Source organism: Aeromonas sp. ASNIH1 (assembly GCF_002934285.1).
Lineage (GTDB): Bacteria > Pseudomonadota > Gammaproteobacteria > Enterobacterales > Aeromonadaceae > Aeromonas > Aeromonas caviae.
This window is the reverse complement of the sequence record NZ_CP026228.1, coordinates 705,266-726,145: the sequence shown is the minus strand read 5'-3', so window position 1 is coordinate 726,145 and position 20,880 is coordinate 705,266. Positions and strand designations below refer to the sequence as shown.

20 protein-coding genes and 1 pseudogene are annotated in these 20,880 nt (G+C 60.3%); 11 read left to right on the top strand and 10 right to left on the bottom strand.

The genetic code is table 11. From position 1 onward, the window contains the following. Positions 1 to 45 precede the first annotated feature (45 nt). Positions 46 to 1,500 (top strand): ATPase RavA stimulator ViaA, encoded by a 1,455-nt coding sequence (gene viaA, locus C2U37_RS03450; RefSeq protein ID WP_029313704.1) that lies wholly within the window; start codon positions 46 to 48, stop codon positions 1,498 to 1,500. Positions 1,501 to 1,512: 12 nt separating this feature from the next. Here viaA and C2U37_RS03445 read toward each other — a convergent pair whose 3' ends face one another. Continuing rightward, the gene (locus C2U37_RS03445) at positions 1,513 to 2,517 is read right to left on the bottom strand and encodes a sensor domain-containing diguanylate cyclase (protein WP_039039409.1); all 1,005 of its coding nucleotides are present in this window, start codon (positions 2,515 to 2,517) and stop codon (positions 1,513 to 1,515) included. 195 nt (positions 2,518 to 2,712) lie between these two features. Here C2U37_RS03445 and C2U37_RS24995 point away from each other — a divergent pair, with 195 nt between their 5' ends. The 5 genes from C2U37_RS24995 to C2U37_RS03425 all read left to right on the top strand — a co-directional run bounded on the left by C2U37_RS24995 (position 2,713) and on the right by C2U37_RS03425 (position 7,988). Next, positions 2,713 to 2,880 (top strand): hypothetical protein, encoded by a 168-nt coding sequence (locus tag C2U37_RS24995; protein ID WP_223931233.1) that lies wholly within the window; start codon positions 2,713 to 2,715, stop codon positions 2,878 to 2,880. 18 nt (positions 2,881 to 2,898) lie between these two features. Then, positions 2,899 to 4,599 carry a diguanylate cyclase gene (locus tag C2U37_RS03440; protein ID WP_233768455.1) on the top strand — a complete coding sequence of 567 codons (1,701 nt, stop codon included), beginning with the start codon at positions 2,899 to 2,901 and terminating at the stop codon, positions 4,597 to 4,599. Positions 4,600 to 4,843: 244 nt separating this feature from the next. Next, complete coding sequence (prfC, locus tag C2U37_RS03435) at positions 4,844 to 6,433, top strand: peptide chain release factor 3 (RefSeq protein ID WP_104453182.1); 1,590 nt, start codon at positions 4,844 to 4,846, stop codon at positions 6,431 to 6,433. A gap of 168 nt (positions 6,434 to 6,601) precedes the next feature. Further along, a complete protein-coding gene (locus C2U37_RS03430) occupies positions 6,602 to 6,940 on the top strand; it encodes a nuclear transport factor 2 family protein (protein ID WP_104451827.1) in 339 nt (112 codons plus the stop codon). Positions 6,941 to 7,043: 103 nt separating this feature from the next. Beyond that, positions 7,044 to 7,988: a bile acid:sodium symporter family protein gene (locus tag C2U37_RS03425; RefSeq protein WP_041211045.1), complete on the top strand. Its 945-nt coding sequence runs from the start codon at positions 7,044 to 7,046 to the stop codon at positions 7,986 to 7,988. 56 nt (positions 7,989 to 8,044) lie between these two features. Here C2U37_RS03425 and C2U37_RS03420 read toward each other — a convergent pair whose 3' ends face one another. Both C2U37_RS03420 and C2U37_RS03415 read right to left on the bottom strand, forming a co-directional pair. Then, positions 8,045 to 8,956, bottom strand: coding sequence for a MarR family transcriptional regulator (locus C2U37_RS03420; protein WP_104451826.1), 912 nt, complete (start codon positions 8,954 to 8,956; stop codon positions 8,045 to 8,047). Positions 8,957 to 9,148: 192 nt separating this feature from the next. Continuing rightward, positions 9,149 to 10,186: an alkene reductase gene (locus tag C2U37_RS03415; protein ID WP_199770505.1), complete on the bottom strand. Its 1,038-nt coding sequence runs from the start codon at positions 10,184 to 10,186 to the stop codon at positions 9,149 to 9,151. Positions 10,187 to 10,353: 167 nt separating this feature from the next. Here C2U37_RS03415 and C2U37_RS03410 point away from each other — a divergent pair, with 167 nt between their 5' ends. Then, a complete protein-coding gene (locus tag C2U37_RS03410; protein WP_104451824.1) occupies positions 10,354 to 10,920 on the top strand; it encodes a TetR/AcrR family transcriptional regulator in 567 nt (188 codons plus the stop codon). Between the two features lie 155 nt (positions 10,921 to 11,075). On the opposite strand, the gene C2U37_RS03405 is transcribed toward C2U37_RS03410, so the two are convergent. After that, entirely contained in the window at positions 11,076 to 11,987 is a 912-nt protein-coding gene (locus tag C2U37_RS03405) for a LysR family transcriptional regulator (protein WP_048206938.1), read from the bottom strand. Between the two features lie 145 nt (positions 11,988 to 12,132). Here C2U37_RS03405 and aguA point away from each other — a divergent pair, with 145 nt between their 5' ends. From aguA to C2U37_RS03390, 3 genes are all read left to right on the top strand, one after another. After that, positions 12,133 to 13,230, top strand: coding sequence for an agmatine deiminase (gene aguA, locus C2U37_RS03400; protein ID WP_104451823.1), 1,098 nt, complete (start codon positions 12,133 to 12,135; stop codon positions 13,228 to 13,230). Between the two features lie 136 nt (positions 13,231 to 13,366). Continuing rightward, positions 13,367 to 15,067, top strand: a complete 1,701-nt coding sequence (locus C2U37_RS03395; protein ID WP_104451822.1) for an amidase — start codon at positions 13,367 to 13,369, stop codon at positions 15,065 to 15,067. Positions 15,068 to 15,283: 216 nt separating this feature from the next. After that, on the top strand, positions 15,284 to 16,324 hold the full coding sequence (locus C2U37_RS03390; RefSeq protein ID WP_104451821.1) for an IS481-like element ISAs19 family transposase: 1,041 nt from the start codon (positions 15,284 to 15,286) through the stop codon (positions 16,322 to 16,324). Here the strand turns inward: C2U37_RS03390 and C2U37_RS24535 are convergent. From C2U37_RS24535 to C2U37_RS24530, 3 genes are read right to left on the bottom strand one after another with little or no spacing between them, the layout of a single operon-like run. Then, a complete protein-coding gene (locus C2U37_RS24535; RefSeq protein ID WP_158656226.1) occupies positions 16,261 to 16,995 on the bottom strand; it encodes a hypothetical protein in 735 nt (244 codons plus the stop codon). The two genes, C2U37_RS03390 and C2U37_RS24535, sit on opposite strands and share 64 nt — an antisense overlap. Further along, positions 16,988 to 17,338: an STAS-like domain-containing protein gene (locus tag C2U37_RS03385; RefSeq protein ID WP_199770504.1), complete on the bottom strand. Its 351-nt coding sequence runs from the start codon at positions 17,336 to 17,338 to the stop codon at positions 16,988 to 16,990. The genes C2U37_RS24535 and C2U37_RS03385 overlap by 8 nt, the downstream gene beginning before the upstream one ends. Continuing rightward, complete coding sequence (locus C2U37_RS24530) at positions 17,320 to 18,111, bottom strand: ATP-binding protein (RefSeq protein ID WP_158656225.1); 792 nt, start codon at positions 18,109 to 18,111, stop codon at positions 17,320 to 17,322. Before C2U37_RS24530 ends, C2U37_RS03385 begins: the two co-directional genes overlap by 19 nt. 557 nt (positions 18,112 to 18,668) lie before the next feature. Here C2U37_RS24530 and C2U37_RS25340 point away from each other — a divergent pair. After that, positions 18,669 to 18,764: pseudogene (locus C2U37_RS25340) on the top strand (subclass B2 metallo-beta-lactamase); the annotation flags it as partial. A 196-nt stretch (positions 18,765 to 18,960) separates the two neighbouring features. Here C2U37_RS25340 and C2U37_RS03375 read toward each other — a convergent pair. From C2U37_RS03375 to C2U37_RS03365, 3 genes are all read right to left on the bottom strand, one after another. After that, positions 18,961 to 19,356 carry a hypothetical protein gene (locus C2U37_RS03375; RefSeq protein ID WP_010672931.1) on the bottom strand — a complete coding sequence of 132 codons (396 nt, stop codon included), beginning with the start codon at positions 19,354 to 19,356 and terminating at the stop codon, positions 18,961 to 18,963. A 235-nt stretch (positions 19,357 to 19,591) separates the two neighbouring features. Further along, a complete protein-coding gene (locus C2U37_RS03370; protein ID WP_041212376.1) occupies positions 19,592 to 20,101 on the bottom strand; it encodes a hypothetical protein in 510 nt (169 codons plus the stop codon). 168 nt (positions 20,102 to 20,269) lie between these two features. Further along, on the bottom strand, positions 20,270 to 20,875 hold the full coding sequence (locus C2U37_RS03365) for a LysE family translocator (protein ID WP_010672933.1): 606 nt from the start codon (positions 20,873 to 20,875) through the stop codon (positions 20,270 to 20,272). Positions 20,876 to 20,880 lie beyond the last annotated feature (5 nt).

Here is a 20,880-nt window from a genome sequence, read left to right as displayed (position 1 = left end):
TCGTCAGCATGATACTCCATCACATCTCAACATCCGGGGTGGCCCATGCTAGAGATCGGCATGATGGACCTGGGGCTGCTCATGGGGGAGGGGGAGCTGGCGGGGGAGATGGCGCTGCTGCTTGCCTCCACTCCCAAGATCTCCGAGTTCCTCAAGCGCTCGCCCCTGCAGGGCAAGCTGCTCAGAAAGCGCATCCAGACCTGGAGCGAACAGCTTGGGGAGGAGATGCGTCACAAGCCGGTGCCGGTGGCTCTCGAGCGGGAATACCTGCTCTATCAGGCCCATCGGCAACTGCCCCTGCCGGAGCTGGTGGGGCGCCTGCCCGCCCTGCTGGAAGCCCTTGAGCAGCACAGCCCTTTTGCGGGGGATGCCCGCAGCCTGGTGCGCCAGATAGTGGCCCAGCCCACCGAGGGGTTGCGCCAGCTCTTCATCGAGAAGTGGCGTGCCAGCCTGGTGGGCAGCCTGTTGCAGTTGCAGCAGCAGATAGCGGAGGCGGAGCGGGAGAAGCAGCGCCAGGAGATCGAGGATCAACTGCTGGCCAACCGGACCCTGGCCGATGCCCTGGATCCGCACCAGATCTCCGCCGGGGGGCTCTGGGATCTGGCCCAGGGGAGCTGGCACAAGCGCAGTCTGGCGCTGGTGAAGCAGTACGCCCGCATGTTGCAGCAGGAGCCTCTGCTCGCGGAGATCGCCGCCCTGCTTGGACGCAGCGAGCGGGAGCGGCGCAGCGAGGACAGGACGCTGCCGCCGGTGCCTGTGCACGAACTGGAGGAGGTGCAAAGTGACGATGTGCCGGACGATCTGGTGGGGGTGCACCCGGCCAGCGATCTGATGCGCCTCCTGCCGAGCGAGGCGGTGATGCTGGCGCTGCCGGAGCTGGAGCTGGAGTTCTATCGTCGTTATCTGGAGCGGCGCCTGCTGAGCTACCAGTCGCGGGGCACCCTGCCGCGCCAGCGTCTGATGCTGCGCTCCCCCGAGCAGGGAGGGCAGGAGGTGCAGCCGCGTGGCCCTTTCATCGTCTGCGTCGATACGTCAGGTTCCATGGGGGGCTATCCGGAGGAGTGTGCCAAGGCGCTGTTTCTCGCCCTGCTCAAAGGGGCGATGGAGGAGAAGCGGGGCTGCTATCTGATGCTCTTCTCCACCGAGGTGGCGACCCTGGAGATCACCGCCGACACCGGGCTTGAGAAGGCGGAGCGCTTTCTCTCCATGAGTTTTCACGGGGGGACCGATCTGGTGCCCTGCCTGGAGCAGGCCCTGACCCAGCTCGAACAACCCGCCTTTGCCAAGGCCGACGTGCTGGTGATCTCCGACTTCATCGCCCAGAACCTGCCCCACCCCCTGCTCGAGCGGATGAACCGGCGACGGGCGCAGCAGACACGCTTCCATGCGGTCGCCATGTCCCGTCACGCCAAGGCGGCCATTTTGCGGGTGTTCGACAACAGCTGGCTGCTCGATTGCGGCCTGCGTGGACGCCTGCTGCGGCGCTGGCAGCGCCATTGAGGACACTCAGGCTCAGAGAGTGGGCCTGTGGTAGAGGCCCCGTTCGTTGACCTGCTCCTGATCCAGCAGCGGCTGACCGCTTGGCTGGGCAATGTAAAAACCCCGCTTGCCGCTGCGCTTGACCCTGTACATGGCCTGATCCGCCCGGGCCAGCGCCGCGCCGAAATCGTCCTGGGGCCGGATGGCCGCAATCCCCATGCTCAGTCCCACCGAGGCGTCCCCGTTGGGCAGCTCGAAGGGGGTGGCGATGGCATCGATGCACTGGCGGGCGAGGTGGCTGGTGCGGGGATCGTCGCACGCCCAGGGCAGCAGCAGCACGAACTCGTCCCCGCCGATGCGCCCCAGCCGTACCTCCTCGCCGCAGCAGTGGCGAAGGCGCTGGGCAAGGGAGACCAGCAGTTCGTCACCTGCCCGGTGGCCCAGGTTGTCGTTCACCAGCTTGAAGTCATCGAGATCGATGAAACAGATGGCCTGGTACTCCCCGGGAAAGTGGCGGTGCAGCGCGGTGCGGTTGAACAGGCCGGTGAGGGGATCCCGGTGGGCAAGCTGGGCGAGCTGCTGCTCGTACTCCTTCTCGTGGGTGATGTCGATGTGGGTGCCCATCACCCGGACGGGGTTGCCCTGATCATCCCGCTCCACCACCCGGCCCCGGTCCAGCACCCAGGTGGTCTTGCCATCCTTGGCGATCATGCGGTGCATCGCCTGATAAAACGGGCTCTTGCCCTCCAGATGGTCGAAGAAGGCCTGCAGCACCTGCTCCCTGTCCTCCGGGTGCAGGTGGGCGCGCCAGACGTCGAAGTGGGCCGACAGCTCCTTGGGCTGGTAACCGAGCATGGAGCCCCAGCGCCGGTTGAAGATGATGAGTTTGCCGGTGGGCACATGGTTCTGCCAGATGCACAGGCCGGTGCCGTCCATGGCTGCGTCCAGCTTCTCCCGCGCGTCATCCGCGATGCGTTTGAGACGCTCGTTCTCCAGCAACAACCTGTCGTAAGCCTCCCTCAGCTCCTCGTAGGTCATTTCTCATCCCTTCCCCTGTTCGAAAGCATATATAGTCGATGCACTCTCTCCTTCTGTAAAGAAGGAGATAGGGGAGGCTCTCGTTCGATATGAGGCGTTTTCTCACCCTCTGGCGGCTGTGCGCCCAGAGTCTGTGGGGATATGATGACAGCGGTGAGCGCGGCGTCCGGCCAGTGAAGAGGAGAAAATGTCCGCATGAAGATCCTGATGGGAGGTGGTCTGTTGCTGTGGCTGGGGGTTGCCCTGGCCCAGGCGACGCCACTGGCTGGGTACGAGTTGCAACTGGCGTTGCAGCGACTGGAAGAGTCGACGATGCCGGTGCAGGTGTTTCGCGAGCGCGTCGCCGCCCTGACTGCCGGATAGGCACACTATCCGCCCGAGGTGCAGGGCCGCCTTGCCCGGCTGCAGTGCTGGGCCCAGCCGAGTGAACGGGACGAGGAGTTTCGCCGCGCGGTGGCGTTTGCCGAGCAGGAGCTGGCGCAGGCCCGTGCCCGCAAGGACAGGGTCACCGAGGTAGGGTTGCTCGCCTGCCGCGGGTATCACCGGCAACTGCTCGGCAACATGGCCGGGGCCGGGGAGGATTACGACGCCGCCCTGACCCTGACCCTGACCCTGACCCTGGCTCGCCGGCTCGGGGATGAGCGCCAGCGTGCCGACATCCTGAGTCTGCGGGGGGAGATGTACTCCTACCAGGGGGAGCTGGCGGAGGGGCTCATGGATCTCATCGATGCCCACCAGCGCTACGAGGCGCTCGGGCTGGAGGCCAAGGGGCGCGAGGTGCTCGCCAATATTGCCAATGCCTATCGCAGGATGGGGCTCTATGAGCGGGCCGAGAGCTACTTCAACGAGCTGGAACACGACTACCGGCAGCTCGGGGACGAGGAGCACCTGGTGGACATTCACAGCCAGCAGGGGCTCCTCTACATCGACACCGAAGAGTACGACAAGGCGCTGCCCCTGATGGCGGAAGCGGAGATCTATTATCTGGGGTTAAACCAGGAAGGGATCCTGGCCTGGAGCCGGATCGAGATAGCCACCATCCTGCTCAAGCAGGGCAAGCCGGACCAGGCCATGACCAAGCTCGATCAGGCGGCAGCCTCCCTCCATCAGGGGGAGGGGGCGGACAGCGTCACCCTGGGCCACTGGCACCTCGTCATGGCCGACGTCCTCGAGGCCCTGAACCGACCCGGCGAGGCGTTGCGGCACCTGGACGAGGCCGAGCCTATCTTTACCCGGGAGCATAACCTGCGCTTCCTCGCCCGGGTGCATGAGACACGGGCCCGGGTGCTGGAGCGTCAGGGGCATATCCAGTCGGCCCTCACCAGCCTCAAGACCTATGTCGAGACCCGCCAGGCCCTCGAGCTCAGATTGCGGGAACAGCGCTCCTTGCAGATGCGTTTCGAGTTCGATCTCGCCCGCAAGGAGCTGGAAAACCAGACCCTCAGGTCCCAGCAGCAGTTGCAGGCGGAGAAACTCAAGCAGTTGCAGGAGCGGCGCTACTGGCAATACCTGGTGGTGGCCCTGCTGCTGGTGGTGATGGGTACCCTGGTGGTGCACCAGCGCGGGCGCACCCGCAAGATGCAGCGTCTCGCCATGACGGACGAACTGACCGGCATCCACAACCGGCGCCAGATCCAGGCCAAGGGGCGCAAATGGTTCACCCAGGCGCGGGAGGAGGGCAACCCCCTGTGCGTGCTGCTGCTGGATGTGGATCACTTCAAGAAGGTGAACGACCAGCTGGGCCACCACGTGGGTGACAGGGTGCTCACCGCCGTGGCCCAGTGCATCGAGGAGCAGTTGCGCAGCCTCGACAGGGTGGGGCGCAACGGCGGTGAGGAGTTTCTGGTGCTGCTGCCGGATACCCTCCTGAACGAGGCCGTCGAGGTGGCGGAGCGGATCCGCCAGGCTGTCGCCCGTCTCGAGATTGAGGGGGTGCCTGCGGATCACCCCATTCGCATCAGCATCGGCTGTGCCCAGTACAAACCCGAGGATGACAACCTGGGCGAGCTGGCGCGCCGGGCCGACGAAGCCATGTACGAGGCCAAGCTGGCGGGACGCAACCGGGTGATGACGGCCCGGTAAGGCCGACCCCGCGCCCCCGTGATAGCGGGCTGGGTATTTTTCACTCGCGCGGGTATAATGCCGCGCAATTTTGCTTTGATCCGGGGCCAGACCCATGTAATGCAACGCGCTTCTCCTGTCTCCACCGGCGGTCACTGACCCGCCCGCGTGGTGTCGTTGTCTGCATGGGCGCCCTGATTCCAAGGTGCTGTCCCGCATTTTTCCCACGGTGGCTCCAGGCCGCCGCTCAATAGAAGAACGTCGAATTATGTCAGCTGAATTTCTGAGTGAAGTCTCCAAGAGACGCACTTTTGCGATCATCTCGCACCCGGATGCGGGTAAAACCACCATCACCGAAAAGGTCCTGCTGTTCGGACAGGCCATTCAGCGCGCCGGTACCGTCAAGGGCCGTGGCTCGGGCCAGCACGCCAAATCCGACTGGATGGAGATGGAGAAGCAGCGCGGTATCTCCATCACCACCTCCGTGATGCAGTTCCCCTACGCCGACTGCCTGGTCAACCTGCTTGATACCCCGGGTCACGAGGACTTCTCCGAAGATACCTACCGTACCCTCACGGCGGTCGACTGCTGCCTGATGGTCATCGACGCCGCCAAGGGTGTTGAAGACCGGACCCGCAAGCTGATGGAAGTGACCCGGCTGCGCGACACCCCCATCCTCACCTTCATGAACAAGCTGGACCGCGAAGTGCGCGATCCGATGGAGGTCATGGACGAGGTGGAGCGCGAGCTCAACATCATGTGCGCCCCCATCACCTGGCCTATCGGCTGTGGCAAATCCTTCAAGGGTGTCTATCACCTCTACAAGGACGAGACCTATCTCTATCAGAGCGGTCAGGGCCACACCATCCAGGAGAAGCGGGTGGTCAAGGGGTTGAACAACCCCGAGCTGGATGCCGCCATCGGCGACGATCTGGCTGCCCAGCTGCGTGGCGAGCTGGAGCTGGTGCAGGGCGCCTCTCCCGAGTTCGATCACGCTGCCTTCATCGCCGGCGAGATGACCCCGGTCTTCTTCGGGACCGCCCTCGGCAACTTCGGCGTCGACCACATGCTGGACGGCCTGACCGACTGGGCGCCTGCCCCCATGCCGCGCAAGGCCGAGAGCCGCGAAGTGGTGGCGACCGAGGAGAAGTTCTCCGGTTTCGTGTTCAAGATCCAGGCGAACATGGACCCGAAACACCGCGACCGTATCGCCTTTATGCGTATCGTGTCAGGTACTTACAGCAAGGGCATGAAGATGCGCCACGTGCGCATCGGCAAGGACGTGAACATCTCCGACGCCGTCACCTTCATGGCCGGTGACCGTGAACAGGCGGTCGAGGCCTGTGCCGGTGACATCATCGGTCTGCACAACCACGGCACCATCCAGATCGGCGACACCTTCACCCAGGGTGAAGATCTCAAGTTCACCGGCATCCCGAACTTCGCACCTGAACTGTTCCGCCGCATCCGCCTGCGTGACCCCCTCAAGCAGAAGCAACTGCTCAAGGGGTTGGTGCAGCTCTCCGAAGAGGGGGCGGTGCAGGTGTTCCGTCCGCTCATCAGCAACGATCTCATCGTCGGTGCGGTCGGTGTGCTGCAGTTCGACGTGGTGGTCTCGCGCCTCAAGAGCGAGTACAACGTCGAGGCCATCTACGAGGCGGTCAACGTCGCCACCGCCCGCTGGGTGGAAGGGACCGACGTCAAGAAGTTCGAGGAGTTCAAGCGCAAGAACGAGGTCAACCTGGCCCTCGATGGGGGTGACAACCTCACCTACATCGCGCCGACCATGGTCAACCTGCGCCTGGCCCAGGAGCGTCACCCGGACGTTCACTTCCGCCAGACCCGCGAACACTGATCACCCTGCCCGCACCCAGCGGGTGGCTGATGACCAGAGAGACCCCGCTTCGGCGGGGTTTTTTGTTATGGGGCGTGTCATTGGAAGGGGCGGCGATCCCCATCCGGGGCTTGATGAATGAATAAAAATCAAGGATAAGTGATTTAAATTTCACCCATGGAGAGAGACATGTCCGTCACCCAACCCGTAGAGGCGCAGTTTGCCGCCTACAATGCCCACGATCTCGATGCCTTCGTGGCCTGCTTTGCCCCGGATTTCAAAGGCTATCGCATGCCGACCGAGACGCCGAGCACAGTCGGCAAGGGGGCGCTGCGGGCCTTCTATGCGGAGCACAGATTCAACAACCCGCTGCTCAAGGCCGAGCTGCTGTCACGCACCGTCTTGGGCAACAAGGTGTTTGATCACGAGCTGATCCATGGCCTCTCCCTTGAGCCCATCGAGAGCGTGGCGGTGTTCGAGGTGAAGGAGGGTCTTATCCAGACCGCCTGGTTCTATTTCCCTTCCTGAGCGCCGCGACACGGGCCTGCCGGCGACAAAGCTGGTATAAGAGAAAGTTCCCTGCGGGCATCCCCTGGTCTGCCCGCGTCTGGACAATAACAAGGAGTACACCATGCTTGGACGCATCACCCACCTCTTCCCGCTTTGGGCCCTGCTGTTTTCCCTGCTGGCCTACTGGCAGCCCGAGCCCTTCGTCGGCCTCAAGGGCCAGATAGTGCCGCTGCTGACCATCATCATGCTGGCCATGGGGCTGACCCTCAAACCCCAGAACTTCCTCGACGTGGTGCGCAACAAGAAGGCCATCGGCCTCGGGCTGGTATTGCAGTTCAGCGTGATGCCGCTGGCCGCTCTGCTGGTCAGCCTGTTGCTGGGCTTTGATGCCGAGTTGACCGTGGGAATGGTGCTGGTGGGCAGCGTCGCCGGTGGCACCTCTTCCAACGTGATGTGCTATCTGGCCAAGGGCGATGTGGCTCTCTCCATCACCATGACAGCTCTCTCCACCCTGCTCGGGGTCCTCGTCACCCCCCTGCTGGTGCAGCTGCTGGCTGGCAAGAGCGTCGACGTGCCGGTGCTGGACATGCTGCTGAGCCTGGTGAAGATAGTGCTGATCCCTGTGGTGTTCGGGGTGGTTGCCAATGTCTTCCTCCACTCCCTGACGGCACGTATCGAGCCCGTGCTGCCGCTCGTCTCCATGGCCGCCATCGTCATGATCATCGCCATCGTGGTCGCCCTCAACGCAGGGCAGTTCGCCAGCATCGGCCCCATCGTGGCGCTGGCGGTGATCCTGCACAACGGCATCGGCATTGCGGCGGGCTACTGGGTCAGTCGCTGGCTGGGCTTTGAGGAGCGGATCTGCCGCACCGTGGCCTTCGAAGTGGGGTTGCAGAATTCTGGCCTCGCCACGGCGCTGGCCATGAAATTCTTCACTCCCGCCTCGGCCATGGCTGGCACCCTCTTCTCGGTCTGGCACAACCTGTCCGGCTCTCTGCTGGCCGGGGTCTGGGCCAAGCGACCGCTTTCCCGGCCTGCTGGGACCCTGGAGCAGCGCGCTGGCTGATCAGGGGGCGCAAGATGAAACAATAAGGGGCCATGGGCCCCTTGTTGTTGTTTGAGCTAGTCGAGCGCCAGCACCATGCAGATCTCGCAGGCGTCGTGGCCCGTGCAGCCAAGGGGCCCCGGCAGGTGTTCGAAGCCCAGGGATTCATAGAGGGCGGTGGCTTCCCGCAGCACGGCGGTGGTCTCCAGATAGCAGCGCTGGTAACCCAGGGCGCGAGCCTCGGCCAGCGCCTGCAAGACCAGCCGCCGTCCCAGCCCCAGCCCTCGCAGGGCGGGCAGGAAGTACATCTTCTGCAGCTCGCACACATCCGCTGCCCCCGCCAGCGGCGCTATGCCGCCCCCGCCGAGAATGGCGCCGTCCGGTCCCTCAATCACCCAGTAGCGGCTGCGCTCCCCCTGATAGGTTTCGTGGAGAAAATCGAGGTTGGGATCCGCCACCCCGTACCCCTTGTCGGCGGTGAGGCCGTATTCGGCGGAGACGGCGCGCACCACGGCGGCGATCCGGGGATTGTCGGCCGGGGTGATGGGGCGGATGACGAACCCCTGTTGGCGGCGGGCGCGGGAGAGGGCGCTGCGATAGAGCCGCATGCCCTCCCAGATCTGCTCGCACTCGGCGGGGGAGAGCTGGGCCAGGGCCCCCGCCATGGTCTCGTCCATCTGCCGGTGCAGCTCCTCAAGCTGTGCCTTGCCCGGCGCGGTGAGGCTCGCCTCCTTGCTGCGCCCGTCCGAGGGGTGGGGTTGCCAGGCGATAAGCTCCCGTTCGGCGAGGCGGGCCAGGGGGCGGCTGGCGTTGGACTTGTCGATGCGAAGGCGCTCGGCAAGCTGCTGGTTGGTGGCGGGACCGTTCTCCAGCTCGATGAGCAGGTGGGCCTCCAGGGGGCTCAGGGCCAGCGAGCCGCACTGCTGGGAGAGCATGCCGAGTTCGCGTACCAGTTCCCTCGACAGGGCGCGCAGGGGGCGGGGATCCATGGGGTTGTCTCCTTGTGATGGTATTTGGTTGTTATGCGCAACCAATACCATCTTTTGGTTGTTGATGACAACTATTTGCGTGAAAAAGGGCGAAAGGCAGGCAGAAAAAAGGGCCCGGGAGAGGGCCCAAACATTGGAAACCCGCGCGGGGGCGCGGATCCCATCCTTGGTCAGGCAAGGCGCCGGCGAGGGTTAGACCAGTTCCGCCAGCATGGTGTCGGCATAGGGGGTCAGCGCCTCTCCCTGCTTCACCTTGGCGAGGTAGTCCGGGTTGGCGATGAGGGGGCGACCGATGGCGACGAGGTCGAAGCGGTCCGCCTCGATGGCCTCGAGCGCGGTCTCGGCGCTGTAGTTGCCCACCCCCACCAGGTGGCCGTCGTAGCGGGCACGCAGGTAGTCGGAGGCGCGGCCGTCCAGGTAGTCGAAGGTGAGGCTGTCATCGAAGATGCCCAGGTGCAGATAGGCCAGAGTGCGCTGGTTCAGCTCGGCCAGCAGGTGGTCGAACACGGCGCGATCCCGGGCATCCCCTTCCAGGTGCACATAGGCGCCGGGGGAGAGACGAAGGCCGGTGCGATCCCCGCCGATGCGGGCATTGATGGCATCCACTACCTCCAGCGCGAAGCGGCTCATGTTCTCCGGGCTGCCGCCGTAGTTGTCGGTGCGCAGGTTGCTGGCGTGGTGCAGGAACTGATCGATGAGGTAGCCGTTGGCACCGTGGATCTCCACCCCGTCAAAGCCCGCTTCGATGGCGTTGGCGGCGGCCTGGGCATAATCCTCGACCAGCTGGGCGATTTCGCTCTCGGTCAGGGCGCGCGGCACCTGATAGACCAGCTCGCGCATGCGCGGCACCGTACCCTCATGGGCGACGGCAGAGGGGGCCAGCACTTCGGCGTGGTGGAAGAAGGGGTGGGAGAGACGACCCACGTGCCACAGCTGGGCGAAGATCTTGCCGCCGTTGGCATGCACGGCGCCGGTCACTTTCTTCCAGCCGGCGATCTGTTCGGCGCTGTAGAGCCCCGGGGTATTGGGGTAGCCCTGCCCGTCCGGACGGATGATGGTGGCTTCGGAGATGATGAGGCCGATGTCGGCGCGGCGGCCGTAGTAGGCGGCCATCTGTTCGGTGGGCACCAGACCCGGGCCCGCCATGCAGCGGGTGAGGGGGGCCATCATGAAACGGTTCGCGAGGGTGAGGGTGTCGTTGAGGCGATAGGGCTGAAACAGGGTATTCATGATCGTCTGTCCTGAGGGAGTGATTCTTGAACGGGCATTCAAGACGTTTTTTGGTTTGTGTGCAAGTATTTTTTGAGCAAGCATTCAACATGGATTGACGGGGGAGGCTGGGGTAAACTTGCCGCCCTGTTTTTTCCGTCCCGCGGGACCTTGCCACCGGAGACCCCATGCGCAGCGCCGAATACGATCGGGATGCCGTCTTGCGAAACGCCATGGAAGCCTTTCGCGCCAAAGGCTATGCCAAGACCACCATGCAGGAGCTGGTGGCCGCAACCGGCCTGCACCCGGGCAGCCTCTATGCCGCCTTTGGCAACAAGCGCGGCCTGCTGCTGGCGGCGGTCGATCACTATGTGGCAGAGAAGGGAGCCCTGCGCCGTCGCTGCCTGGCACAGCCCAGCCCGCTGGCGGGGCTGCACGCCTTCCTCGAGCAGGTGGTGGACGATGCCCTGCAAGGCTCCTGCCTGCTGACCCGCACCCTGATGGAGCTGGCGGAGCAGGACGAGGAGTTGCACCTTCGCTTCAAGGCCATCTACGGCGAGCTGGAACAGGATCTGGCCGGGCAGCTGGCCCTGGCAAAGGCGCAGGGAGAGCTGGCAAAAGAGGGGGACATCCCCACCCTGACCGCCTTCTTGCAGGTCCATATCCAGGGACTGGTCACCTTCGCCCAGTGCCACCCCGACCGCCCTCTGCTGGCCGGTGTCGTTGCCCGGATGATGCGCGCCCTGCGGGCGTGATGGCGAGGATGGAAACAACAAAGGCTCCCGCGGGAGCCTTTGTTGTTGCTGGGAACTCCCCTCGCAGCAGGGGGTTTGCCCCCTTCTCCCGCTCATTTACAAAAGAATGGGAGAAGGGTTGGGGATGAGGGGGAGGAACTGCCAGCCGCAGCCGCTTAGCCCGGATTCACCAGATCCTTCATCAAGGCCTTCAACCAGATCAACGCCGGTTGCTGGGCGTGGACCGGGTGCCAGACGCAGTTGAGGTGATAGTCCGGCACGTCGTCGGGCAGGGGCAGGCTTTTCAGCGGCCAGTGGCTGGCGAGCAGCTCGGCCACCATGCTGGGCAGTACCAAGAGGTGATCGCTCTGGCTCACGATGGCGGCGGCGGACATATAGCTCTGGCTGTTGACCGAGATGGTGCGGCTATGGCCCAGGCTCTGCAAATAGCGGTCGAGGCTCGCCTCCGAGGTGCCGAGCGGCGAGTGGAACACATGGGGCATCTCGATTAGCTGGTCGAGGGTGATGCGCTCCTCCTCCAGCTCCAGGGTGGCGCGCACCAGCCCGGCCAGGGGTTCGGTGAGCCAGGTCTCCTTGCCCAGATACCCCGGCACCTGCATGTACTCGTCAAACCCCAGCACGAGATCTATCTCGCCGCTCGCCAGCTCGGCTTCGGGCAGGGTATCGCGCAGGATGCGGATTTCGATGGTGACGCCGGGGGCCAGCTTCCTGAGGCGCTGGATAAGGGGGGGGATCAGCACGCATTCCACGTAATCCGTGGTGCAGAGCACGAAGCGGCGCTTCGACTGACGCGGCGCGAATTCGTCCTCCTCCCAGAGTTGCTGCTCCAGCAGCCGCAGCGCCTGCTGCACCCCCAGATGCAGGCGCTGGGCCCGGGGAGTCGGCAACATCCCCTGGGGCGTGCGCACCAGCAGCGGGTCGCCGAGAAAGGCCCGCAACCGGCCGAGGGAGTGGCTCATGGCGGGCTGGCTGATAAAGAGCGATTCGGCGGCGCGGGTCACGCTCCCTTGCGTCATCAGGGCGTCAAAGGCGAGCAGCAGATTGAGGTCGAGCTGGTGCAGTTTCATGGGGGGATTATTCGCCGTGTTTATGGGACAATTAATCCTATTCATTTGATGGATGGGCACGCAACTTCTTACACTGCGACCCACTCTTATTTTTTCAGGGTTCCCAGGCAAATCGGGGGCCTCAATCCATGCAAGGAGCCTTGCGATGAGCATCAAGACCATGAATTCCACGCCGGCCGCCGACGGCTTCACCATGCCCGCCGAGTGGGCTCACCAGCAGGCCGTCTGGATGATCTGGCCGTTCCGCCCGGACAACTGGCGGGAAGCCGGTCGCTTCGCCCAGGCCACCTTCGCCAAGGTGGCCGATGCCATCGGTGGCGCGACGCCGGTCTTTATGGGGGTGCCGGCCCAGTTTATGGAGCAGGCCCGTGGCATCATGCCCGCCCACGTTACCCTGGTGGAAATGGCCAGCGATGACTGCTGGGCCCGCGATACCGGCCCGACCATCGTCACCAACGCCGCAGGCGAGTGCCGTGGGGTGGACTGGGGCTTCAACGCCTGGGGCGGCCACAAGGGCGGTCTCTACTACCCGTGGAACCAGGATGAAGAGGTCGCTGCCCGGATGCTGGAACAGCACGGCATGGATCGTTACGACGCGCCGCTCATTCTGGAAGGGGGCTCCATCCACGTCGATGGCGAAGGCACCTGCCTGACCACCGCCGAGTGCCTGCTCAACGAAAACCGCAACCCGCACCTGACCAAAGAGCAGATCGAAGCGCACCTGCGCGACTATCTGGGCGTCACCAGCTTTATCTGGCTGGACGAAGGCGTCTATATGGATGAAACCGACGGCCACATCGACAACATGTGCTGCTTCGTGCGTCCGGGTGAAGTGGCCCTGCACTGGACTGACGACCAGAACGATCCCCAGTACGCCCGCTCCCTGGCTGCCCTCAAGGTGCTGGAAGCGGCGGTCGATGCCAAAGGTCGCAAGCTGAAAGTGTGGAAGCTGCCCCAGCCGGGCCCGCTATTCTGCACCGAAGAGGAGTCTGCCGGCGTCGAGAGTGGTACCGGTGTGCCGCGCGAGGCAGAAGGCCGTCTGGCCGGTTCCTATGTGAACTTCCTCATCACCAACGATCGCATCGTCTATCCGCTGCTGGATGCCGCCACCGATGGCGAAGCCCAGCGCATTCTGGAAGAGATCTTCCCGGAGCACACCGTGGTCGGCGTGCCGGCCCGGGAGATCCTGCTGGGGGGTGGCAATATCCACTGCATTACTCAGCAAATCCCCTCAGGGAAGTAAGAACCTGTTCCAAGCCAGCTGAGGTTGGTATTCAAAACCCCACGCCGTGGGGTTTTCTCTCTTGATGGTGTGATGGTCGCAGGCGCTGATGCGGCGATCATCATGGCAAACAGTCACCCTTTTACAGGAGATCCCCATGATCGAAGTGACCGAGGTTTCCATTGCCGAGCTGCGTGCCGCGCTCGAATCAGGCCGCACCACAGCGGTCGAACTGGTCGAGGCCTATCAGGCCCGGATCGCCGCCTATGACGGCCCCGAGACAGCAACCCGCCTCAACGCCGTCGTGGTGCCCAACCCCGATGCCCTGAAAGAGGCCGAGGCTTCCGATGCCCGCCGCGCCCGTGGCGAAACCCTGGGGCCGCTCGACGGCATCCCCTACACCGCCAAGGACAGCTATCTGGTCAAGGGGCTGACCGCCGCCTCCGGCAGCCCGGCCTTCAAGGATCTGGTGGCCCAGCGCGATGCCTTTACCGTCGAGCGCCTGCGCGCCGCCGGCGCCATCTGCCTTGGCAAGACCAATATGCCCCCCATGGCCAATGGTGGCATGCAGCGCGGCGTCTATGGCCGTGCCGAGAGCCCCTACAACGCCGACTACCTGACCGCGCCGTTTGCCTCCGGCTCCTCCAACGGCGCCGGTACCGCCACCGCCGCGAGCTTCGCCGCCTTTGGTCTGGCGGAAGAGACCTGGTCGAGCGGCCGTGGCCCGGCCTCCAACAACGGCCTGTGCGCCTACACCCCGTCCCGTGGCGTCATCTCGGTGCGCGGCAACTGGCCCCTGACCCCGACCATGGATGTGGTGGTGCCCTATGCCCGCACCATGGCCGATCTGTTGGAAGTGCTCGACGTGGTGGTGGCCGACGATGCCGACACCCGTGGCGATCTGTGGCGCATGCAGCCCTGGGTCAAGCTGCCCAAAGCCTCCGAAGTGCGTCCGGCTTCCTATCTGGAGCTGGCTGCCAAGCCCGATGCCCTCAAGGGCAAGCGCCTCGGCGTGCCACGCATGTTTATCAACAAGGATGAACTGGCGGGCACCAGCGACAACCCCGGCATCGGCGGCCCGACCGGTCAGCGTATCCATACCCGCGAGGCCGTGATTGCCCTCTGGGAAGAGGCGCGCAAGGCGCTGGAAGCTGCTGGCGCCGAGGTCATCGAAGTGGACTTCCCGCTGGTCTCCAACTGCGAAGGGGACAGACCCGGCGCACCGACCGTGTTCAATCGCGGCATCGTGAGCCCGGAGTTTCTCAACGACGAGCTGTGGGAGCTATCCGGCTGGGCGTTCGACGACTTCCTGCGCGCCAATGGCGATCCCAAATTGAACAAACTTGAAGATGTCGATGGGCCGAAGATCTTCCCCCACGATCCTGGCACCCTGCCGAACCGCGAGGGCGATCTGGCGGCGGGCATGGATGAGTACGTCAACATGGCCAAGCGCGGTCTCAAGCGCTTTGACGAGATTGCCTCTGTGCCGGACGGCCTACGCGGCCTTGAAAAGACCCGCAAGCTGGATCTGGAAGACTGGATGGACGGGCTCAAGCTCGACGCCGTGCTCTTCCCGACCGTCGCCGACGTCGCCCCGGCTGATGCGGATGTGAATCCGGCCTCCGCCGATATCGCCTGGAGCAACGGCATCTGGGTTGCCAACGGCAACCTCGCCATTCGCCACCTCGGCGTGCCGACCGTCACCGTCCCCATGGGGGTGATGGCCGATATCGGTATGCCGGTGGGGCTGACCTTCGCCGGTCGCGCCTATGACGACAACAACCTGCTGCGCTTCGCCTCGGCCTTCGAGTCCACCGGCAGCAAGCGTCTGGTGCCGCCACGGACGCCGCCGTTGTGAGTTAAATATTTCGAGTTAGAACTGTACACACAAAACAAGAAACCGCCGGCATCATGCTGGTGGTTTCTTTTCGCTTTCGTTATATTGCGTATTGTTATGTGAGTTACGTGTATGGAGATGGTATTCACCTGACAGTTGCCCACAAAAGGGAGTGGTCATACGGCTTCAAACCGGATAACAAAACGGTACCCCTACCGTGTTATCCGGAGTCACCGTATGACCACCAACGAGAAAGTAGCACGTCGTAAACTCAGCCTGCTAGAGCTCGCCAAAGAGCTCAATAACGTCAGCAAAGCCTGCAAGCTCATCGGCTACAGCCGTCAGCAGTTCTACGAAATTCGCCGTAACTATCAGACCTATGGCGCCGAGGGCTTGCTCGACAAACTCCCCGGCTGTAAAGGCGCTCATCCCAACCGGGTCGCTCCCGAGATTGAACAGGCCATCCTCGATTACTCTCTCACCAGACCAACCCATGGCCCGCTGCGGGTCGCGCAAGAACTGGCTCTGCAAGGCATCAACGTCAGTGCGGGCGGTGTGCGTGGCGTGTGGCAACGTCACGACTTGCTCTCCAAGCATGACCGCTTGTTGCGCCTCGAGAAAACCCACAGGGAACAGACGATTGAGCTCAATGACGAGCAGATCCGCCTGCTCGAGCGCTTCAGCCCCGAGTTTCGCGAACGCCAAATTGAGGTTCACTACACCGGGGAACTGGTGGCGGTCGACACCTTCTTCGTCGGCGCACTCAAGGGGGTGGGCAAGGTGTATCTGCAAACCGTACTGGACTGCTACAGCCGCCACGCCTGGGGACGGCTCTACACCAGCAAGCTGCCGGTGACCGCGGTCCATGTGCTCAACGAAACGGTCCTGCCGTTCTTCGAGGCTCACGAGGCGCGGGTCTATACCATCCTGTCGGACAACGGGCGCGAGTTCTGCGGGCGCCCTGACCATCACCCCTACGAGCTGTTCCTGCAACTGGAGGGGATTGAGCACCGGACCACCAAGGTACGCAGGCCGCAGAGCAACGGCTTTATCGAGCGGCTACATCGCACCCTGCTGGATGAACACTTCCGTATCAAGGGGAGGACGACCTGGTATGAATCAGTGGAGCAGATGCAGACAGACCTGGATAGCTACCTGGGACACTACAACACCCAGCGGCCACATCAGGGCAGGATGATGGAGGGTCAGACCCCCTACAGCATGTTCAAGAAGGGTCTGAAATTGATACCGAAGGAAGTGCGCACTAAAGTAGCGTAAACAAGACACCGGTTTGAGGCCGGTGTCAGGTGATAACTAGATCTGTACAAGTTACGTTTATACGGTATTGGATCTTTTATAAATGCGTTTCTTGATAACCAGCCAACAATGAAGCTGATTAATATGATCATGATGGTTTTATGGTGTTTTTTAAAGTTTGCTCTTGGAAAACTAAGCCATTTTTTGAAAAACCAAGAGTTGTAGTTATTTTCAATGTCTGAAATTATCAAAATGGATAAGTCAAAAAGTTCGTTATTTATTTTTATTTTTGTATTTTGAATCCTTTCCAGTCTTATAGACTCATCTTCTTTTTCGTGAAGACGTGCTTCTGCATTGATCCGTTTTTTTAGTAAATCGATAGGAAGCGAACGAATGATTGCATATTGATTTCTATCTACAATTTTTTTTCGTGCTCGGGATTCAATGCTATTAATTTGGATTTCTATGATTGATGACTTGTAAGAAAGGAATGAATCAAGTTCCTCTTCACTACCTTTACCATTTTCAATAATTTCAATAAGCTCATCAAATAGTTTTTCAATGAGGCTTAATATTTTGTCTTTCTGCCGTGATATATCATTTTTGCGAAATGTCACATAGCTTATAAAAAAAGCAATAATCCAAGGGACTGGCGTGATAAGTAATTTTATGTATTCATTAATACTATCCACGATCCGCCTCAGCAGCCTCTAATCTCTCTGTTACAAGAGCTTCGATACTTTTAACATCAGCATGTTCATATGAAAGATGTTCTTTCAGGTAGTCGAGAGTATACCCATCTTCACGAATTAGCCCCCCAAATGCTTCATCGATAAAAGACCTTCCATATCTATTATATCCGGTTAAAACAACATGAACTTTTTCATGTTTTTTCAGAGCAGGAACTAGCTTATTTTTTCTAAATAAATAACCACAGTCACTCCCACCGTCGGACTCATAGCGACCATATGGTTTCTTGCTGAAGTCATTAATAACAGTAATTGTTATCATATTTTTCATAGCTTGATGTTCCATTGCACAATCGTGCCGCCAATACTAATAGGTAATGAGTGTACATTTTCCTTCTTATCTTTTCCACTTAAAGTGTAAAGCCCTTCATTGCTAAATATCCATAACTTTCCATTCTGGTGGTCTTCAACAAGTGCTTTAATACTTTTACTACCTTGACCATGTTTTAATTCTCTGGTGCCACTAATATCGCCAATCATCGATATCTGTATTAACTGCTCATCACTGATGTCAAGATATCCTATTCGACTGGTTAATTTGGCAAAGCCATGTAGCCCAATCATGCTTTCAATATCTCTATATTTTTTAGGGAATAGAGATTGTAAACTAGGCTTAAACCATCCATTCTCTATGACTGTGTTCGGAATGCCAACACCTTGGTCAAATATAGCCAAGTAAAGCTCATCTTGTACTATGTCGCAGAGCATCCACCATTTTTTATCGTCGCGTTCAGAAATTTCTGGATATGCATGTAATAAAACATTATTTATTGTTTCATGTACGGCATCACCATATCTATGCTCTTCTGTGGCTGACAAGTTTTGGTCGTAAATAAAGGATTTTATATGGTCTATTATTTCCTCTCGAAACTGTGCTCCACGCCCTTGGATTATTGATATAGGCTTTTGAGACGTGAAATCAGATGTACAGACAAGTTTAAGTTGGTTGTTATGTATCCCTGCCCTTTTTATTAATGAATTTACTTGGTTGCTTTGATATGAGGACTTGATTAAGAATTTGCATCCATTCGAAATCGCCTCATCAATTGCTGCAAACAAAAGAACTGTTGCCGCGACGGTAATTCTCTTGGTATCAACGAAGCTGATTAATAAATTTTGTTCATTGGAAGATCTTATCTGATTTATTAAGTTGATGGTTTTTCTAACAGTATCAACGTCTTGAATATTATCATTGACTGCTTTGTATACACAAAACTCTTCATGAATATGAATTATCTCATAGCTATGCTTTTGTTTTTTTTCTAGGACGCCATGTATGTTTATAATATTTACGCTTTATTTCATTTTCCCAACGTTTTTTACCTATAAGTACTGAAATATCCATATTTATCTGTCCCTGTTCTTTATAGGAGGTGACCAAGGTCTCACTCTAACTAGATCATTAGTGTACCGTCACATTAATTTCATATGAAGCCCTTTGGCAATGAAAGAACGATGTATCTTTGATCGGAAAGACACATTGTTGTTCATGGACTTCACCTTCACTTCACACAAGCCCATTTTCCCTTCATAAATCCCCCGTATTTTCTGCCCACTGATAATGGGCCCGGCTTGTCACAGGGGTGACGAGGGGCCGGTTGGTTCGAGGGAGCAAGATGATGAAAGGTTGGATAAAGTGCGGGTTGGCCGGGGCCTTGATACTGGTGGCGAGCTTCTGGGGCGGCAGCGTGCGGGCGGCCCAGATGCCCCTTGGCTGGGATGCTGCCCTGCCGGTACAGATAACCGGGCAAGATGCGGCGGGTCTGACGGTGGCCTCTTTCCTGTCGCTCGGGGAATAGCCATCGGTTGCTGCCGGGCTCAGCACCTCAGGGCAGGGATTGGGGCCTGTTTATCCGGACCAGGGCGGTGAGGGCGCGGCATATGGCGTATCAACACAGGCCGGGTTGGTCACTGAGCCCGATATTGCGCATCCAGCCAGGCGATGGCCTCTTGGGGGTCGTTGAATGCCCGGATATGGTCCGGATGGGTGAGAGAGAGGCAGGAGAGGGCGATGTGATGGAGCACCTTGGCCGAATAGAGGGAGGCGATGGCCACCAGATTCTTCTGTGTCAGCCACTGATAGGTCTCTTGCAGATGGGGCAGGGCGGAGAGCACCACCCCCTGATGCTGGCGATGGTCCACCAGGGCGCAGAAACGCTTACCATCGAGACTGTTTACTACGCGCTTAATCTCCGTAATCCACGTCAGCATACCCTCTTCATTGAAAGGGCCGATCAGCTCGCAGGTGACCAGGTGTTCCTGCACATTGAAGATGAACTCACCGTGCTTTTTATCAAAGGACATACAACATTCTTATCCATGACCAGGGGCCGCAAGATGATGCTTATTCATTCCGAATGCATCAATACCCGAATGAGGGCTTGCTCGTGGCAGCTGTACTGCTGCGTTGACACCAGGAGATAAAGTGCTGGCCCGTGATGGCGATACGAGAACAACAGGTGGCGCCAGCGTGTTGCATCCGGATGCCGGGTAGTCCGGTCTGCACCCGGGGTGGCAATGCTCCTGCTTGTCCGGGCCCTTATCCCGGGGTGTCTTGCCCGGAAGGGGGGACTGCCTTGGTCAGGGCGTCGATGGCATTGGGGACGAATCGCTCGGAAAAACCGGCGATAAAGGCCCAGATGATGGCCTTGGCGGCATCCAGATTGGTTGCAGGAGAGGCCAGGGTCAGCAGGGTCTGCAAGGAGACATAGGGGTGCTCCATGTGTTTGAACTTGGGAAACAGATCCCCCTGGAGCAGGCTGCTGGCAAAGAGTCCGTAGGCGATAAAGCCGAGAATGCCGGAAAACAGCAGGGAGACATAAAATTGCGTGACGATCACCCGGGGTTGGCTGATGTGGGTTATGGCGTCGCTGTCGTGCAGCCTGGCGAGACGGTAATAGTTGTTGATGACGGCCCCCACCGATCCGGCGAAGAAGATGGCGGTCATGATGTTGGAAATGAGGGGGATGGTTTGCAGCAGCAGTATCAGGGCAAGGCCTCCGAAGGAGATGAGGCCGCTGATGGCCAGGTGTTTGTAGTAGCGATCCATGGGTAGCTCCACGTTGGGCACAAGACCCTGTTGAGGATAGTCAGCCCATGGCGAAAATGACCCGAAAAGGCCGGTGCAGCAGTGCCCGCCCTGTGTCTGCTCGGCGAAGGCGAAACCCCGGCATAGGTGGGTGTGTCACCGGGGTTCTTGATGGAGCGCTTCGCCGGATCAGCCGGCCAGCGGTAGATAGACATGCTGGTAGGCCAGGGCGATGGCGCTGTAGAGCAGCAGGGCGGCCATCAGCAGGTTGAAGTACCTGAACCAGCGAGGATGTTGAAGATGACGTCCGATGAGACTGCCCGCCATCGAGTAGCTGCCGGGGGCGCCGGCGGCCAGCAGACCGAGCAGCAGGGACCAGGGCAGCAGGCTCCAGCCGTGGATCTGGGCTGCCGGGAACTGGATGCTGGTGATGGGCAGGGTGGCGATCATGGCCTTGGGGTTGAGCAACTGGATGACGAAGCCGCTGCGCACCCCCAGAGGGCGGGCAGGCGCCTCGTTGGCACCGAGCTCGCCGCTGTCGCTGGCAATCTTGATGGCGAGATAGGCGATATAGAGGCACCCCACCAGGCTGACATAGATCAGGGTATCTTCCCGCACCAGGCGGGTGCCCGCCCAGCCAAAGAGCAGCAGGAGCACGAACATCGCCAAGCCGACCCCGAGGAAGAAGCCAAGGGAGGCGCGGGTGCGGCCACCCAGGCCTGCATTGAGGCCGATAAGGTTGACGGGGCCAGGGGTATACATGATGCCGATGGCATAGGCGAGAAGCTCAATCATGGGGT

What these genes read in the sequence shown, in the direction of transcription:
- viaA (WP_029313704.1), top strand. Translation starts at nt 46, where the DNA reads ATGCTAGAGATCGGCATGATGGACCTGGGGCTGCTCATGGGGGAGGGG.
- C2U37_RS03445 (WP_039039409.1), bottom strand. Translation starts at nt 2,517, where the DNA reads ATGACCTACGAGGAGCTGAGGGAGGCTTACGACAGGTTGTTGCTGGAG.
- C2U37_RS24995 (WP_223931233.1), top strand. Translation starts at nt 2,713, where the DNA reads ATGAAGATCCTGATGGGAGGTGGTCTGTTGCTGTGGCTGGGGGTTGCC.
- C2U37_RS03430 (WP_104451827.1), top strand. Translation starts at nt 6,602, where the DNA reads ATGTCCGTCACCCAACCCGTAGAGGCGCAGTTTGCCGCCTACAATGCC.
- C2U37_RS03425 (WP_041211045.1), top strand. Translation starts at nt 7,044, where the DNA reads ATGCTTGGACGCATCACCCACCTCTTCCCGCTTTGGGCCCTGCTGTTT.
- C2U37_RS03420 (WP_104451826.1), bottom strand. Translation starts at nt 8,956, where the DNA reads ATGGATCCCCGCCCCCTGCGCGCCCTGTCGAGGGAACTGGTACGCGAA.
- C2U37_RS03415 (WP_199770505.1), bottom strand. Translation starts at nt 10,186, where the DNA reads ATGAATACCCTGTTTCAGCCCTATCGCCTCAACGACACCCTCACCCTC.
- C2U37_RS03410 (WP_104451824.1), top strand. Translation starts at nt 10,354, where the DNA reads ATGCGCAGCGCCGAATACGATCGGGATGCCGTCTTGCGAAACGCCATG.
- C2U37_RS03405 (WP_048206938.1), bottom strand. Translation starts at nt 11,987, where the DNA reads ATGAAACTGCACCAGCTCGACCTCAATCTGCTGCTCGCCTTTGACGCC.
- aguA (WP_104451823.1), top strand. Translation starts at nt 12,133, where the DNA reads ATGAGCATCAAGACCATGAATTCCACGCCGGCCGCCGACGGCTTCACC.
- C2U37_RS03395 (WP_104451822.1), top strand. Translation starts at nt 13,367, where the DNA reads ATGATCGAAGTGACCGAGGTTTCCATTGCCGAGCTGCGTGCCGCGCTC.
- C2U37_RS03390 (WP_104451821.1), top strand. Translation starts at nt 15,284, where the DNA reads ATGACCACCAACGAGAAAGTAGCACGTCGTAAACTCAGCCTGCTAGAG.
- C2U37_RS03385 (WP_199770504.1), bottom strand. Translation starts at nt 17,338, where the DNA reads ATGGAACATCAAGCTATGAAAAATATGATAACAATTACTGTTATTAAT.
- C2U37_RS03375 (WP_010672931.1), bottom strand. Translation starts at nt 19,356, where the DNA reads ATGTCCTTTGATAAAAAGCACGGTGAGTTCATCTTCAATGTGCAGGAA.
- C2U37_RS03370 (WP_041212376.1), bottom strand. Translation starts at nt 20,101, where the DNA reads ATGGATCGCTACTACAAACACCTGGCCATCAGCGGCCTCATCTCCTTC.
- C2U37_RS03365 (WP_010672933.1), bottom strand. Translation starts at nt 20,875, where the DNA reads ATGATTGAGCTTCTCGCCTATGCCATCGGCATCATGTATACCCCTGGC.